Source organism: Leucobacter sp. gxy201 (assembly GCF_051043335.1).
GTDB lineage: Bacteria > Actinomycetota > Actinomycetes > Actinomycetales > Microbacteriaceae > Leucobacter.
The window spans coordinates 159,924-174,884 of sequence record NZ_JAMXWS010000005.1 but is presented as its reverse complement, the minus strand read 5'-3'; the positions used below and the strand labels follow the sequence as shown (position 1 = coordinate 174,884).

General features: G+C 70.1%; 12 protein-coding genes. 6 read left to right on the top strand and 6 right to left on the bottom strand.

What is annotated here, in order from left to right; genetic code table 11:
• Positions 1 to 3: 3 nt before the first annotated feature.
• Positions 4 to 1,188 carry an alpha/beta hydrolase family protein gene (locus NHL51_RS10045; RefSeq protein ID WP_434143429.1) on the bottom strand — a complete coding sequence of 395 codons (1,185 nt, stop codon included), beginning with the start codon at positions 1,186 to 1,188 and terminating at the stop codon, positions 4 to 6.
• A gap of 76 nt (positions 1,189 to 1,264) precedes the next feature.
• Here NHL51_RS10045 and NHL51_RS10040 point away from each other — a divergent pair, with 76 nt between their 5' ends.
• From NHL51_RS10040 to NHL51_RS10025, 4 genes are all read left to right on the top strand, one after another.
• Positions 1,265 to 1,873, top strand: coding sequence for a DUF3000 domain-containing protein (locus NHL51_RS10040; protein WP_434143427.1), 609 nt, complete (start codon positions 1,265 to 1,267; stop codon positions 1,871 to 1,873).
• 6 nt (positions 1,874 to 1,879) lie between these two features.
• The gene (locus tag NHL51_RS10035; protein ID WP_434143425.1) at positions 1,880 to 3,070 is read left to right on the top strand and encodes a ribonuclease D; all 1,191 of its coding nucleotides are present in this window, start codon (positions 1,880 to 1,882) and stop codon (positions 3,068 to 3,070) included.
• Between the two features lie 121 nt (positions 3,071 to 3,191).
• The gene (locus NHL51_RS10030; protein WP_434143623.1) at positions 3,192 to 4,388 is read left to right on the top strand and encodes a thiolase family protein; all 1,197 of its coding nucleotides are present in this window, start codon (positions 3,192 to 3,194) and stop codon (positions 4,386 to 4,388) included.
• A 4-nt stretch (positions 4,389 to 4,392) separates the two neighbouring features.
• Entirely contained in the window at positions 4,393 to 6,528 is a 2,136-nt protein-coding gene (locus tag NHL51_RS10025; RefSeq protein WP_434143423.1) for a 3-hydroxyacyl-CoA dehydrogenase NAD-binding domain-containing protein, read from the top strand.
• Positions 6,529 to 6,594: 66 nt separating this feature from the next.
• Here NHL51_RS10025 and NHL51_RS10020 read toward each other — a convergent pair whose 3' ends face one another.
• From NHL51_RS10020 to NHL51_RS10000, 5 genes are all read right to left on the bottom strand, one after another.
• A complete protein-coding gene (locus NHL51_RS10020; protein WP_434143421.1) occupies positions 6,595 to 9,342 on the bottom strand; it encodes a metallophosphoesterase family protein in 2,748 nt (915 codons plus the stop codon).
• A gap of 116 nt (positions 9,343 to 9,458) precedes the next feature.
• On the bottom strand, positions 9,459 to 10,343 hold the full coding sequence (gene phnE, locus NHL51_RS10015) for a phosphonate ABC transporter, permease protein PhnE (protein ID WP_434143419.1): 885 nt from the start codon (positions 10,341 to 10,343) through the stop codon (positions 9,459 to 9,461).
• A gap of 10 nt (positions 10,344 to 10,353) precedes the next feature.
• Entirely contained in the window at positions 10,354 to 11,148 is a 795-nt protein-coding gene (locus NHL51_RS10010) for a phosphonate ABC transporter ATP-binding protein (RefSeq protein WP_434143417.1), read from the bottom strand.
• Positions 11,148 to 12,071 (bottom strand): phosphate/phosphite/phosphonate ABC transporter substrate-binding protein, encoded by a 924-nt coding sequence (locus tag NHL51_RS10005; RefSeq protein ID WP_434143415.1) that lies wholly within the window; start codon positions 12,069 to 12,071, stop codon positions 11,148 to 11,150. Before NHL51_RS10005 ends, NHL51_RS10010 begins: the two co-directional genes overlap by 1 nt.
• 54 nt (positions 12,072 to 12,125) lie before the next feature.
• The gene (locus NHL51_RS10000) at positions 12,126 to 13,253 is read right to left on the bottom strand and encodes a TIGR03364 family FAD-dependent oxidoreductase (RefSeq protein WP_434143413.1); all 1,128 of its coding nucleotides are present in this window, start codon (positions 13,251 to 13,253) and stop codon (positions 12,126 to 12,128) included.
• A 163-nt stretch (positions 13,254 to 13,416) separates the two neighbouring features.
• Here NHL51_RS10000 and NHL51_RS09995 point away from each other — a divergent pair, with 163 nt between their 5' ends.
• Positions 13,417 to 14,241: a GntR family transcriptional regulator gene (locus NHL51_RS09995; RefSeq protein WP_434143411.1), complete on the top strand. Its 825-nt coding sequence runs from the start codon at positions 13,417 to 13,419 to the stop codon at positions 14,239 to 14,241.
• On the top strand, positions 14,238 to 14,948 hold the full coding sequence (locus NHL51_RS09990; protein ID WP_434143410.1) for a phosphonatase-like hydrolase: 711 nt from the start codon (positions 14,238 to 14,240) through the stop codon (positions 14,946 to 14,948). Before NHL51_RS09995 ends, NHL51_RS09990 begins: the two co-directional genes overlap by 4 nt.
• The last annotated feature ends 13 nt before the right edge of the window (positions 14,949 to 14,961 follow it).

Below are 14,961 nucleotides of genomic sequence, written 5' to 3'. Positions count from 1 at the left end.
ATTCTAGCCGCGCCACGCCGGTCTCGAGAGGGATCGCGCGAAGGCCTCGGTCACCCGCTCCCAGGCCTCCGGCTCGGTATTCCACAGCTTGACGTGCTCTCCGGTCGGCTGCAGGCGCACCTGCACGGTGTCGGGCCGCAGCCGCGCGAGCTCGAGCGCGGGGCCGCTCGGCACGAAGGTGTCGTGCTCGCCGGCGTGGATGAGCACGGGAACCGCGAGCTCACGGGCGAACGTCGCCGGCGCGAGGGTCTCGAAAGCCAGGCCCCCGGGTTCGCCTCCGCGCACGTAGCCGCGACCGAGCAGCCCGATGCCGATGTCGGCGAAGGGGCCGGGCATGCGCTTGCCGCCGGCCTGATGGCGCAGGAGCGCGGGCCAGTCGACCGCGGGCGAGTCGAGGATCAGCCCGTCGATCGCCTCGCGGTGCCCGCCCCGCGTCGCCGCGACCAGGCAGGCAGTGCCGCCCATCGACCAGCCGAAGAGCGTGACGCGCTCGCCGCGGCGCGCGAGCGCCTCCGCGATGGCGGCGTCGACGTCGCGGCTCTCGGAGAGGCCCATGCCGTAGCGGCCGTTCTCGCCGGCGGGGGCTCCGGCGTCGTTGCGGTAGCTGATCACGAGGCTCGTGATACCGGCGCGCGCGAGCGGGGCGACACCGCGCAGCGTCTCCTCGGGCCGCGCGCCGCGACCGTGCACGTGCACCGCCCAGCGCTTCTTCCGGGCGACGCGGGGGTGCACGATCCAGGCCTCGGCTGCGCCGAGCTCGGTCTCGTAGGTGATGCGCTCGGTGCGGAAGCCGAGCTCCTCCGGCGAGGTGTACCACCACCCGGTGATGCGACCGCGCGCGCCCGGGCGCAGCTGCCCGCGATCGACGGCGAGCACCGGCCGCGCGACCGAACCGCCGGAGCGCTGGACGATGTCGCCGAGTCGGGCGTGCCCCGATCCCTGGTCGAAGAGCAGCGAATAGCGGCCCGGCAGCGCGACGTCGTCGCCGTGCAGCCATACGAGCGCGCTGCCCTCGCCCCGCTCGACGCGCTCGACCAGCACGGGCTCCTGCGTCCGCTCCGCCGGTGTCACGGCCATCCGCGCGAGCAGGGTGCCGAGCGCCACTGCTCCGACCGCGCCGAGCGCGACCACGGCGGCGGCTCCCCCGGCCGCGCCGAGCGCGGCCGCGCCAGAGATTCGTTTCGCCACCATCGACCTCCCCGATATCGCCTTTCACCGGCGAGCCTACCGGCCGCACCACACAGCAAACTCTAATGTCCGTGGTGTGAGGGACACCACGGCGGGAGCACCCGCGGAATTCACCGAAGCCGTCGAGCAGATCCGCGGCGCGCGGTTGCGCAGCGAATTGAGCGTCCGCGAGATCCCTGCCCCCGAACGCATCGCCCCGCACTCGTTCGCACTGGCCGCGGGCATCGCGAACGGCAGCGATGGCGACGACGACGCCATCGACTCGCCCTTCGGGGCCGGGCGCTTCGTGCTCATGCACGACCCCGCGTCGGCCGACGAATGGGGCGGCCCGTTCCGCATCGTCTGCTTCGCGCAGGCGCCGCTCGAGATGGAGATCGGCGTCGATCCCTTCATCACCGAGGTCACCCGCTCCTGGCTGACCGATGCGCTCGACACCCGCGTCGCCGACTATGATGCTCTCTCGGGCACCGTCACGAAGACGCTGTCGAGCGGCTTCGGCTCGCTCGCGGCGCGCGGCGATGCCGCCCAGATCGAATTGCGCGCATCCTGGACCCCGCACGGACCCGGCTTCGACGCGCATGCGGCCGCATGGTCGGAGCTGCTCTGCATGCTCGCTGGCCTGCCCGCGGAGGGCGTAGACTCGCTCGCCGCGCGCCGCGCACGCAATCCCCTCGCAGGAGCCTGACCCGACATGATTGACCAGACGGACCTCGACACTTCGTGGACGATGATCGAAGACGACGAGGGTCTGCGCCGCGCCGCCGATCGGCTCTCGGCCGGCACGGGACCGATCGGGATCGATGCGGAGCGCGCCTCCGGCTTCACGTACGGCTCCGAGGCCTATCTGGTGCAGGCCTACCGCCGCGGCGGCGGGGAGGCGATGCTCTTCGACCCGACAGGGATCACCGACTTCGCTCCGCTCGCCGAAGCGCTGGCGGGCGAGGAATGGGTGCTGCACGCAGCCAGCCAGGACATCCCGTGCCTGGATCAGCTCGGCCTGCACCCGGACCGTCTGTTCGACACCGAGCTCGCCGCCCGCCTGCTCGGGTTCGAACGCGTCGGGCTCGGCTCGATCGTGGAGTCCCTCCTCGGGGTGCACCTCGAGAAGGCGCATTCGGCGGCGGACTGGTCGCGCCGGCCGCTCCCGGAGTCCTGGCTCGAATACGCCGCGCTCGACGTGACGCTGCTGCCCGATCTGCGCGATGCGGTGCATGCGGAGCTCGTCTCGCAGCAGAAGCTCGATTTCGCGGAGCAGGAGTTCGCCGCGGTGATGAACCGGCCGGCGAAGCCGCCGCGCTCGGAGCCGTGGCGCAAGGTCTCCGGCAGCAGCAAGCTCCGCACTCCCCGACAGGCCGCGATGGTGCGGGAGCTCTGGACGGCCCGCGATGAGCTCGCCCGCGTACGCGATGTCGCCCCGGGGCGGCTCATTCCCGACTCCTCGATCGTCGCCGCCGTCACGGCGAATCCGCGCTCGGCCGACGATCTCGCGCGCCTGCCGAATTTCAAGGGCCGTGCGAGCCGTTCGGAGCTCTCGCGCTGGTGGCGCGCGATCCTGCGCGGGAAGACCACGAGCGAACTGCCCGGCCCGCCCGCGAAGGACCCGGATGCGATTCCGCACCATCGGGGCTGGTCGCAGCGCTACCCCGAGGCCGCGGCGCGCCTCGCCGATGCCCGCGCGGTCGTGGAGGCGGAGGCCGAACGCCAGCGCATGCCGGTGGAGAATCTGCTGACCCCCGACACACTGCGCCGTCTCGTCTGGCGACCGCCGTTGCCCGCCACGACCGCTACAGTTGCACTCCGTCTCACGGAGCTCGGCGCCCGGGAATGGCAGGTTGCGCTTACTGCACCAATCCTCGCGCCCGTTTTTGTAGAGAATAACTAAACGCGTCACGGCGACTGGGGCGCAGTCCCAACGATTTCTTGCAGAGCTACCGTCGCCTGAGACTGAGTCCCTATGATGGGGGCAACGCACGTTCGAAGTCGATGGAGGCGCAGTGGTCGCAATGAGAGAAGTCGTGTTCGTAGACGGGGTTCGCACTCCGTTCGGTCGCGCCGGCGAAAAAGGCATGTACGCCGGCACCCGTTCCGATGATCTAGCCGTGAAGGCGCTGCAGGGGCTCATCGAGCGCAACCCTGCGCTGCCGGTCGAGCAGATCGACGACGTGGGCGTCGCGGCGACCACGCAGCAGGGCGATCAGGGTCTGACACTCGGTCGCACCGTATCGATGCTCGCGGGGCTCCCCGTCACCGTTCCGGGGTTCGCGCTCGATCGCATGTGCGCCGGCGCGATGACCGTCGCCTCGTTCATGGGCGCCGCGATCGGTTCGGGGCAGTACGACCTCGCGATCGCCGGCGGCGTCGAGCACATGGGCCGGCACCCGATCGGCCTCGACGCCGACCCGAACCCCCGCTTCGTCGCGGAGAAGCTCGTCAGCGCGGACGCCCTCAACATGGGCGTCACCGCCGAGCGCCTGCACGACCGGTTCCCGCAGCTCACGAAGGAGCGCGCCGACCGCTTCGGCATGCTCAGCCAGCACAAGGTGCAGGCCGCCTATGACCGCGGAGACATCCAGCACGACCTCATCCCGGTCGCGACCCGCTCCGCCGCCGGCTGGGGTCTCGCCACCGAAGACGAGGGCCGTCGCCCCCAGACCACCATGGAGGGCCTCGCCGGGCTGAAGACCCCCTTCCGCCCCCACGGCCGGGTCACCGCGGGCAACGCGTCGCCCCTCACCGATGGCGCGACGATGTCGATCCTGGCCGGCGCCGACACCGCGGCCGAGCTCGGTCTCGAGGCGAAGATGAAGCTCGTCTCGTTCGGCTACGCCGGCGTGCAGCCCGAGGTGATGGGCCTCGGCCCGGTCCCCTCGACCGAAAAGGCGCTGGAGCGCGCCGGTCTCGATATCTCGGATATCGGGCTGTTCGAACTCAACGAGGCCTTCGCCGTGCAGGTGCTCTCGTTCACCGACCACTTCGGCATCGCCGACGACGACCCCCGGGTGAACCCGTGGGGCGGCGCGATCGCCATCGGCCACCCGCTGGCCGCCACCGGCGTCCGGCTCATGATCCAGCTCGCACGCCAGTTCGCCGAGCGCCCCGACGTGCAGTACGGGGTGACCGCCATGTGCGTCGGCCTCGGCCAGGGCGGCACCATGATCTGGGAGAACCCCCACTTCGACGGCAAGAAGCGCAGGAAGTAGAGCCATGACCGATTACAGCACCATCGATTTCTCGCCGCTGATCGCAGCATCCGCCGACGAGGTCATCACCGAATCGTACGTCCGCGACGTCGCGCTCCCCTCGGGTGGAGTGCTCGCGCTCATCACGCTCGACAACGGACGCGACCACACCCGCCCGAACACACTCGGTCCCCGTACGCTCGAGGCGCTCTCCAACATCCTCGACGCCCAGGCGGCGCGCGCGGCAGCGGGCGAGATCGCCGCGGTCGGCATCACGGGCAAGCCCTTCATCTTCGCCGCCGGCGCCGATCTCTCGAAGGTGTCGACGCTCGCGACCGAGCAGAACGCTCGTCTCATGGCGCAGTACGGGCACTACGTGCTCGGCAAGCTCGGGAGGCTCGGGGTCCCGTCGTTCGCCTTCGTGAACGGCCTCGCCCTCGGCGGCGCCATGGAGATCGCGCTGCACTGCACCTACCGCACCCTCGATTCGTCGGCCGCAGCGCTCGCCTTCCCCGAGGTCTTCCTCGGCATCATCCCGGGCTGGGGCGGCGCGACGATCGTGCCGAACCTCATCGGCATCGAGAAGGCGCTCGAGATCATCGTCTCGAATCCGTTGAAGAACAACCGCATGCTCAAGCCGCAGCAGGCCTACGAGCTCGGACTGTTCGACGCGCTCTTCGGCTCGGCCTCGTACCTCGAGCAGTCGATCGCGTGGGCCGACGGCGTGCTCGCAGGCAGCATCACGGTCGAACGGAGGCACGTGCCGGGCAAGCTGGAGCGCCTCACCAAGTGGCCGGCGGCGATCAAGATCGCCCGCGACCAGCTCAAGGCCCGCATCGGTACCGCTGCGAAATCGCCGTACGTCGCCCTCGACCTGCTCGCAGCGGCGAAGGACGGCGACATCGAACGCGGCTTCGAGCGCGAGGACGAGGCGCTCGCGCAGCTCATTCCGGGCGAGCAGTTCGCCGCCTCCATCTACGCGTTCGATCTCGTGCAGAAGCGCGCCAAGCGACCCGCCGGCGCTCCCGACAAGGCCCTCGCGAAGAAGGTCGAGAAGGTCGGCGTCATCGGGGCCGGCCTCATGGCCAGCCAGTTCGCCCTGCTCTTCGCGCGCAAGCTGCGGGTGCCGGTGCTCATCACCGACCTCGATCAGGCGCGCGTCGACAAGGGCCTCGACTACATCCGCGGCGAGATCGACAAGATGCAGGAGAAGGGCCGCCTCTCGGCAGATGATGCCAACCAGGTGCGCGAGCTCATCAGCGGCACGACCGACAAGGCCCTCTACGCCGACTGCGATTGGGTGATCGAGGCGGTGTTCGAGGAGACCGCGGTGAAGCAGCAGGTCTTCGCCGAGATCGAACCGATCATCTCGGAGAGCGCGATCATCGCGACCAACACCTCCTCGCTCTCGGTCGAGGAGATCGGCGCGAAGCTGCAGCACCCGGAGCGTCTCGTCGGGTTCCACTTCTTCAACCCGGTCGCCATCATGCCGCTCATCGAGGTCGTCAGGACCCCGACGACCGACGACGCGTCGCTCGCGACGGCGATGCAGGTCGCACGGAAGCTCGGCAAGAGCGCCGTCATCACGGCGGACCGCCCCGGATTCGTCGTGAACCGTCTGCTCGCGAAGTTCATGGGCGAGGCCGCGCGCGCGCTCGACGAGGGCACGCCGCTGCCGGTGGTCGAACGCGCCTTCGCTCCCATCGGCTTGCCGATGGGCCCGTTCGAGCTCATCGACCTCGTCGGGTGGAAGGTCGCCGCGCACGTGCAGGACACGATGGTGCGCCACTTCCCCGAGCGCTTCTACGCCTCCGAGAATCTGCACCGGCTCGCAGAAGTCGACGGCCCGCTCTCGAAGAACAAGATCGGCAAGGTCGAGGAGCTGTCGAAGACCGGCCGCAAGGCGATCACCGTCGGCAGCACGCCCTCCACGGAAGCGGAGATCCTGCGCCGTGCCGAGGACACGATGGCAGAGGAGATCCGCATCATGCTCGACGAGGGCGTGGTCGCGGCCGCGGAGGACATCGACCTCTGCATGATCCTCGGAGCCGGCTGGCCGTTCCAGGCCGGCGGCGTCACTCCGTACCTCGATCGCGTCGGCGCCAGCGAACGCGCCACGGGCCGCGCCTTCCACGACCCGAGGATCGCCGGCGCGAAGTAGCCCCTCGATCGCACAGCGATGCCCCGCGCGCCATCACCGGCGCACGGGGCATCGCTGGTTCTGCGCCTATGGCCGCGGTCGTGCGGACGCGCTGCGGCGCCTCATCGTGATCGCAGCGCCCGCGGCGATCAACGCCACCGCAGCAGCTGCGAGGACTCCGGGCGCTGCGGCGCCCGTCATCGCCAGCCCGCCGCCGCCGTTCGCCGCAGTGGCGCCGCCACCCGCACTCGACGCTCCGGCGCCGGCAGCCCCGCCTGCGGCGGCCGCATCCGCGCCGTTCGCCGTGCCTCCGCCGGAGGCGGTCGCGCCCGACTCCGCACCATTCGCATCGGCGTCCGCTCCCACTTCGGCGTCGGCATCCGCCCCGGTGCCGTCGGCGTCGGCACCGTTCGCATCGGCACCGCCCTCGCCCGGATCGGTCGGCTCCGAGGTCGGGAGTGCGATATCGATGCTCTTGATCTCGGTCGGCTGCGCCTCGGCGTCGAAGCCGTAGACGGTCGCGCGCAGGCGATCCTCGTAGAGCGCTACGCGCATCCCCGCCGGATCCGCACCGCCGACCCCGGCCTCGCCCCAGTCGCCGCTGGGGCCGTACTGAGTGGTCACCGCAGCGGTGTTGATGATCGTCGGCGCCTGCTCGGTCGTGGGCACGAAGCGCTGCTCCACGCTCCAGTCGTTGAGCTCCGGGTTCCAATGCGTGTGCGACGACATCACGGTCACGTTCGGGTTGCCCGCGAGCAGGCGCTCGATCCGCTCCTGGTCATCGCCGAACTCGCGCTTGTAGAGATTCGCGTACGACCCCGAAACCGAGTTCTCGAATACGTGGTGAACGCTCAGCAGCACCGGCGTGTTCGTCTCCCGGTAGTGGTCGAGTCGGTCGCGCAGCCAGTTGTACTGCTCGTCCCAGATCTCCACGAACGGCCCCGAGCCTCCGTGGTACTCGTGGCTCTCGCTGCCGATCCACAGCACCGGCAGCCTGCCGTCGACGACGGTCTCGCCCCACAGCCCCCGGTTCGGGGAGCCGGATCCTGCGACGCCGAGGTCGCGCATGCCGGTGCGGTCGAGGAATCGCTCGATATAGGCCGCGGCACCGTCGTAACCATAGAACTCGTGGTTGCCGATCGTCGAGATGCGCGTGCCGTAGTCGGGGCCGCCGCCCGCGTCGTAGGCGTTGAAATAGGCATCGTACTGAGCCGGGGTGCCGTTGCTCGTCAGGTCGCCGTTCGAGATGAGCACGTCGGCACGGCCGCCGGGAAGGTTGCGGAAGCCCGGCAGCACCTGGTTCTGCAGTTTGCCGTTCGCGCCCTGCACGTCGCTGAAGACGTCGACGATGGCCTCGGGCGCTGCCCCGTCGGCGAGCGGCGCGAGCGGACGCACGAACTTCACGTCGTCGATCATCCATGACCCTGCCGCAGCCGGCGCCGCGTAGTCGAAGACGACCCGTGCGGTCGTAGCGCCCTCGGGCACGGTGAAGGAGAGGCGCGGCTGTGCCGATTCCTCTTCGTCGGTCATACGGCGCAGCTCGATCGCTTCTCCTTCGTCGAACTCGACGGTGACGGTGCCGATGTGCTCGCCGCCGCCGCGCACGCGGAAGTGGCTGTCGAAGCGCAGCTCGAGGTCATCCCCCTCGGTCACGGCGGCCGGCGCAGAGGCGAGAGTGCCGTCGAATGCCCCGGCAGCGGTCTCGGCGACCGCGATCTCGCCCGAAGCGCGAGTGAAGGTGTGCCGCCGATCGAGCCCGTATGCGTCGACCGCTTCTGCCCGCGTCATGAACTCCCAGGCGCCGTCGACCGCCCACCCCTCTGCGGTGCCGTCGAAACCGTCCCACCACAGTTGCGGTTCGGTGGTGTTCGCGGCCTCGCCCGGGTCGTTCAGCACGGTCACGGTGAGCGATGTCGGTTCGATGCCCTCGCCCGTGAGGGTCAACGGCAATGTCGCGGGCACCTGGTCGGCGGGGATCGCGACGTCGAAGGCGACCGTGCCGTCGGCCGCAGCCGCCGGCACGCCCGGCACCTCGACCGTCGCTTCGCCCTCACCGAGCCGCGCCACGACCTGCTGTCCCGCGCGCAGACCGCCGAGCGACACGGAGGTGGTCGCCCCCGGGGCGACCACGGGTTTGCGCGGCGAGGTGATCTCGGGGGTCACGACGGCCGGGGCCGATTCCGCGATCTCGACGTTGTCGATCATCCAGAACCAGTTGTTGCTGCTCTGCAGATACGACCAGCCGAACTGAGCCGTCGTCGCGCCCGCAGGCACGTCGACGGTGTAGTGGGCGCTCTCGTTCAGGCGATGGCTATCGAAGTTCGCGACCGGCTGCGCTTCTGCTGCGTCGAAGCGCACGACGAGCTTCGCGTTCTGCGGCGCCTGCCCCTGCTTGTAGTGGCTGGCGAACCTCACGGAGACCGCGTCGGCCCCGTCGAGCGCGTATTCCGGCGCCCAGAGCGTCGAGTCGAAGACGCCCGACTCCGGCCGATTCGTGTCGGAGTGGACGACGGCCGCGATCCCTTCGGCCAGATCGAAGGCGCTCCGGTCGCCTCCGCCGCCGAACTCGTCGATGACCTCATCGGTGGTGTGGAAAGTCCATCCTGCCCAGCCGGCCCGCATTCCGGTGGTGTTCGCGCTCTCGACGGTCCACCCGTCGGGTGCTGCGGCGGGCCCGGCTGCCGTACTGAAATCTTGCGAATACGGCGCTGCGGCCTGCGCGGGGGCCGCGAGGCCCGGTGCCATGGTGAGACCGCCGATGAGCACCGCGAGGGCGCCTCCGGCGAGCAGGCGACCGGCGCGATGGTCGGCGCGTCGACTCGAACAGTGAGACATAGGGGGTGTGCACTCCTTCTGATCAGGGGGGTTCATGCGGGTTGTCTGGGAATCGAGTCTGCACGGCGGCAGCGAAGCACCCCGGATCGTGCGACCCGGGGTGCACCTGCGACGGGCTACTGCAGTCTCTTGCGGATCCAGGCGGATGCCAGATCCACCGCGACGATCACGATCAGGATGATGATCAGGTACGTGAGCATCTCGTCGAACTGGAACGTCTTGATCGACTTGTTGATGAGCAGCCCGATGCCGCCGGCGCCCACGAGGCCGAGCACGAGCGACGAGCGCACATTCACGTCGAAGCGGTACAGGAGCAGGCCGGTGAGCTGCGGCAGCACGCTCGGGATCGTCGCGTTCGCGACGACCTGCCAGCGCGACGCGCCCGCGGTGCGCAGCGCCTGCTCGGGGCCGGGGTCGATATCCTCCATCGCCTCCGACCAGAGCTTGCCCATGACGCCCGTATTGTGGCAGATCAGGGCGAGCACGCCCGCGAAGGGGCCCAGGCCGACCGCGGTCACGAAGATCAGGGCGAACACGATGTCGGGCACCGCGCGGAAGAACGACAGGATCGCGCGGGCGATCTGGTAGACGAAGGTGTTCGGGGCCGTCGTGCGCGCGCCGAACACGGCGAGCAGCAGAGCGGTCGGGATCGACACGGTCGTACCGAGCAGACCGACCCAGAGGGTGGTCAGGGCGCCTGAGACGCCCTTGACGAGCACCTCGGAACTGAGATCGGGCGGGAAGGCCTCGGCGAGGAAGTTCGCCATTCCGTTCGCCCCGGACACGAGCTTCGCGGGATGGAACTCGGTCGCTCCGAAGGCGAGCAGGTGCAGCACGACGAGCACGCCGATGATGACGGCCCAGGAGCCCGCGCGATAGGGAACGCGGGGGTCGCGGGGCACCGCTATGCGGTGCTTCGAGGGCTCGGCGCCCGGCGCGGGCGCGTCCGCGCGGCCGGTGTGCCGGCCGGCGCCGTCGGTGCGGGAGATCGTGTCGGTCATGGTCGGCTCCTCAGAGGTAGAGCGACGCCAGCTCGACGTCATCGAGTTCGGTGGTGGGCGCATCGAAGACGAGGCTGCCGCCGCGCAGTCCGATGATGCGGTGCGAGTACGCACGCGCGAGCTGCGGCTGGTGCAGCACCGCCGCGACACCGAGCCCCTCGTTCACCGCGAGGTCGTAGAGCAGCCGCATCACGTCGTCTGCGGCTTTCGGGTCGAGCGCCGAGACGGGCTCGTCCGCGAGGATCATGCGGGGGCGCTGGCAAAGGGCGCGCGCGATCGCGACGCGCTGCTGCTGCCCGCCCGATAGGCTGCCGGCGCGATCGTGCGCCCGGTCGGCGAGACCGACCCGTTCGAGGCAGGCCATGGCCTCCTCCTTCAGCTCACGGCCGAAGAGCGGAGGGACGGAGCGCCAGGCGGGCAGGCGGGAGAAGCCGCCCGCGCACACGTTCTGCAGTACCGTGCGGCGCTGCACCAGATGGATCTTCTGGAAGACGGTGGCGGCGCTGCGGCGGGCCTCGGCCCGGCGCCCGGCGCTCGCCTCGTTGAGGCGGACCCCGGCGATCGTGATGTCGCCGGAATCCGCCTCGATGAGGCCGTTCACCGCGCGCAGCGTCGTCGACTTCCCGGAGCCGTTGGCCCCGAGGAACGCGACGACCTCGCCCGCGTGCACACGCATGCTCATGTCCCGGAGCACGACGCGGTCGCCGAAGCTCTTGGAGATGGCTCGGACGTCGAGCAGCACTTCGCCCTCGGCCTCGCCGGCCCGATCCGCTGCGGGATCGGTGTGCGCGGTGACGATGCTCATCAGACGTCTTCCTCGCTGAGACCCATGGTCTGCGCGAGATCGAACAGCGGCTGGTAGGTCGAGTTGTCGACCTCGATGAGCGGGCCGGCGGGGTCGACGCCGAGGAACGCGCCGACCTTCTCGACGTCGGCGGTGTCGAGGCTCAGCAGCGCCTCCTTCACGGCGTCCTGGAACTCCTGCGGCATGTTGCCGCGCACGGTCACCGGGTCGTTCGGAATCTCCTCCGACTTCCAGATCTGGCGGAACTTCGCCTGATCGAAGGTTCCTTCGGCGGTCGCCGTCGCGAGCGTCTGCGAGTTGATCTGCGCGGCGTCGACGGTGCCGTTCACGAGCGCCAGCAGCGCCTCGGGGTGGCCGCCCGCGTAGTCCGCCGTGACCTCGTCGGTGATCCCTGCGTCTTCGAGTGCGGAAGCGGGCAGCGCATCGCCCGAGGTCGAGCCCGGGCTGCCGAGCGCGAGGGTGTGGCCCGCGAGGTCGTCGATGGTCTGGATCTTCGAATCGGCCGGCACCCAGATGCCGCCGGTGTAGGTCGTCGGCTTGCCCTCGGCATCGCCGAAGGAGACGAGGGCCGTGGCGTCGGCGCGCTCGTTCGCGAAAACGAAACCGAGCGGGCCGAACTGGGCGATCTCGAGCTGGTCGTTCTCCATCGCGAGCACCTCGGCGGCGTAATCCTCGGTGATCGTCACCTCGACCGGGCAGTCGAGCTTCTCGGAGAGCGCTTCGGCGAGCACCCGGTATGCGGGCTCGAGGGCTTCGGGATCCTCGTAGGGCAGGATGCCGAAGCGGATCTTGCCGTCCGGGCAGGTGATCGCGTCCCCACCGGAGGCGGCGGAGGCGGACTCCTCCCCGGTGCCCGAGCAGGCTGTCAGGCCGAGCCCGAGCAGAGCGACCGCCGAGGCGGCCAGCACGATGTTCTTCTTCACGATTCTCCTTGGTTGTGTTGTTGTGAGAAGGTCTTCAGAGAGAGTTCCGGGCGCCTACAGCGCGGCGATCGTGCGCGCGCCGAGCGCGAGCCCGACCGTCATGCCGACGCCGGTGGTGATACTGACGACGCTCACCCCGGGCATGGGCTGCGCGCGGAGGATGTCCTGCCGGCCGCTCGTCGCGTAGAGTCCCTGCCAGCGCTCGAGCACTTCGAGGCGCGCCGTTCCGAGCAGCGCGGCGATCTCGTCGATCAGTATCCGCGACCAGCGCTCGTCCATGAACGGCGGCGCCGTGTCGTGCACAGCGTGCGAATCGCCGACGAGCAGCGTGCCGTCGGCCTGCTGCGTGAGCATGACGTTCGCGTCGATCTCGAGCAGTTCGGGTCGATCGCGTGCGATCTCGGCCCGCAGCGCATCGGCCGCGGGGCCGGCGAAGGCGCCGTAGCGCAGCATCGACGTGCCCGTCAGCACTGCGGGGCCGAGCCCCATCGGGTGCGGCGCGCGCACGCGCGCCATCTGCAGAGCGCACTGGCGCACCTCTGCGTCGTCGGCGAGGTCGGCGAACAGCTCTCCGACGAGATGTCCCGCGGCGACCACGATGTGATCGGCCGCGAAGCGCCCGCGATTGGTGTCGACGGCCCCTGTCTCGATGCCGCGCACGTTCGCCCCGAAGCGCACCTCGCCCCGCTCGTGGGCGTGCACCCATGCGGCGAGGCGCGCGACGACCGTGCGCGGGTTCGCCGTGAGGTCTGCGGGCAGCATCGCCCCGACGAAGATCGGCGCGGCCTGCGTCGAATCCAGCCCGAGCAGTTCGGCCGTCTCGGCGATCGAGACGAGGCGGGCGCCCTCGGGGGCCCGCTCGTCGATGAGTTCGTGCAGCACCGCTTCTTCGGCGTGCGATCGGGCGACCGCGAGCGTGCCTGACCTGCGGGCTTCGACTCCCGCGCGCTCGACGAGCGAGCGCCAGATCGGCAACGCCTCCTGTGCGAGCTCGGCGAGCTCGCCGCTCTGGACCGATGCGCCCACGTGGCCGAAGTTGCGGATGCTCGCGAGCGATGCGGCGGCGTCGCGTTCGAGCACGGTCACACGGTAACCGGCATCGAGCGCGGCCACGGCGTGGGCCAGGCCGATGATGCCGGCGCCGACGACGACGATGCGCGGTGCATGGGGAGAAGAGGTCATGCTTCGATCCTGCGGTCCGAAAAGTAGTCAGTACAACTTTCTCGAGCACTGTTCGTCGACCGTTCACCGGAGTCACCGAACGCACGTACTTCTTCAGAGATCGTTCACCTGGCGGCCATGAGAACAACTCTCGAGTAATCAAGACAACTTATAGGCTGTGGCCATGAACGAGAACTCGCCGCTGCATGCGCAGCTGTATGCCGAGATGGTGCGCCGCATCCGCACCGGCGTGTGGCAGCCCGGGCAGAAGGTGCCGAGCGAGAAGTCGCTCGTCGCCGAGTTCGGCACCTCGCGCGGCCCCGTGCGCCAGGCGCTCGCCGCCCTGCGCGCGGAGGGGATGATCATCGGCGGCCGCGGGGCGCCCCCGCGGGTGCAGCGCACGACGCCGACGCAGTCGTTCGACACCTTCCTCTCGTTCACGGAGTGGGCCCGGGAGCTCGGGTTCGTGCCCGGCCAGCGCGTCATCGAGGTGAGTCGCAGGCCCGCGACCGAGACCGTCGCGCAAGAGCTCCAGATCGCACCCGACTCCCCCGTGGTCGAGATTCTGCGCGTACGCCTGCTCGACGAGAAGCCCGCCATGCTCGAACGCTCGATGATGCCCTTCGAGATCGGCCGGCACCTGCTCACGGCGAACCTCGACGGCAACAGCATCTACCACGTGCTCCGCAGCGTCGGCATCGTCCCCGTGCGCGCCCGGCACGTCATCAGCGCCATCTCGGCCCACCCGCTCGAGATCGAACAGCTGGGCGTCGCACCCGGGTCGCCGCTGCTGCGCGTGCGGCGCCTCGCCTACAGCGACCTCGGCACCGTGATCGAGACCGCCGATGACCGCTATCTGCCGACGATGGCGTCGTTCGTCATCGAGAACAGCGCCGAGCACTCGGCGAGCAGCTTCAAGCGCGACAGCACGTCGCCCGAGGCGAGCACCCCGTTCCCACCCCAACCGGTCGGCTCCCCCGACCACGACCTCGTACAGGAGCACGCATGATCTCCCTCGCCGTATTCGACATGGCCGGCACCACCATCGACGACGGAGGCGCCGTCTACGAAGCCCTGCGGCGCGCGGTCGAGGAGACCGGAGTCTCCGTGGCCGATGAGGATCTGCAGACGTGGATGGGCGCCGAGAAGCGCGCCGCCATCACCGCGCTCATCGAGCTCGGAGGCGGCGAGCCGGCGCAGCCCGCGCATCGGGTCGACGATGCGTTCGCCCGTTTCCGCGAGATCCTCGCCGAGCTCTACACCGCGACCCCGCCCATGCCGATCGCCGGAGTGCCCGAGGCGATCGCGGCGCTGCAGCAGCAGGGAGTCAAGGTGGCGCTCACCACCGGGTTCTCGCGCGACATCGCCGAGCCGATCCTGCGCAGCCTCGGATGGGCGGTCGCGGGCGAGCCCGAAGCCGCCGCCGCGAATCTGGTCGTCGATGCGCTGAGCTGCGGCGACGAGGTCGCGCAGGGGCGCCCCGCGCCGTTCATGATCCACCGGGTCATGGAGCGCACGGGCGTCATCGACACCGGCGCGGTGCTCGTCGCCGGCGACACGGTCGTCGACGTGCAGGCCGGCGCGAACTCGGGCGCCGCGATCACGATCGGCGTGCTCTCGGGCAAACTCGGAAGCGACGCCTTCACGGGCCAGCCGCACACGGCGCTGCTCGGCTCGGTCGCGGAGATTCCGGCCTATCTCGGTTCGCCGGCGTAGCGCCGGCACCCCG

Excerpts from the sequence above, each read along its gene's own strand:
- NHL51_RS10035 (WP_434143425.1), top strand. The coding sequence starts at position 1,880 with ATGATTGACCAGACGGACCTCGACACTTCGTGGACGATGATCGAAGAC.
- NHL51_RS10030 (WP_434143623.1), top strand. The coding sequence starts at position 3,192 with ATGAGAGAAGTCGTGTTCGTAGACGGGGTTCGCACTCCGTTCGGTCGC.
- NHL51_RS10025 (WP_434143423.1), top strand. The coding sequence starts at position 4,393 with ATGACCGATTACAGCACCATCGATTTCTCGCCGCTGATCGCAGCATCC.
- NHL51_RS10020 (WP_434143421.1), bottom strand. The coding sequence starts at position 9,342 with ATGTCTCACTGTTCGAGTCGACGCGCCGACCATCGCGCCGGTCGCCTG.
- phnE (WP_434143419.1), bottom strand. The coding sequence starts at position 10,343 with ATGACCGACACGATCTCCCGCACCGACGGCGCCGGCCGGCACACCGGC.
- NHL51_RS10010 (WP_434143417.1), bottom strand. The coding sequence starts at position 11,148 with ATGAGCATCGTCACCGCGCACACCGATCCCGCAGCGGATCGGGCCGGC.
- NHL51_RS10000 (WP_434143413.1), bottom strand. The coding sequence starts at position 13,253 with ATGACCTCTTCTCCCCATGCACCGCGCATCGTCGTCGTCGGCGCCGGC.
- NHL51_RS09995 (WP_434143411.1), top strand. The coding sequence starts at position 13,417 with ATGAACGAGAACTCGCCGCTGCATGCGCAGCTGTATGCCGAGATGGTG.
- NHL51_RS09990 (WP_434143410.1), top strand. The coding sequence starts at position 14,238 with ATGATCTCCCTCGCCGTATTCGACATGGCCGGCACCACCATCGACGAC.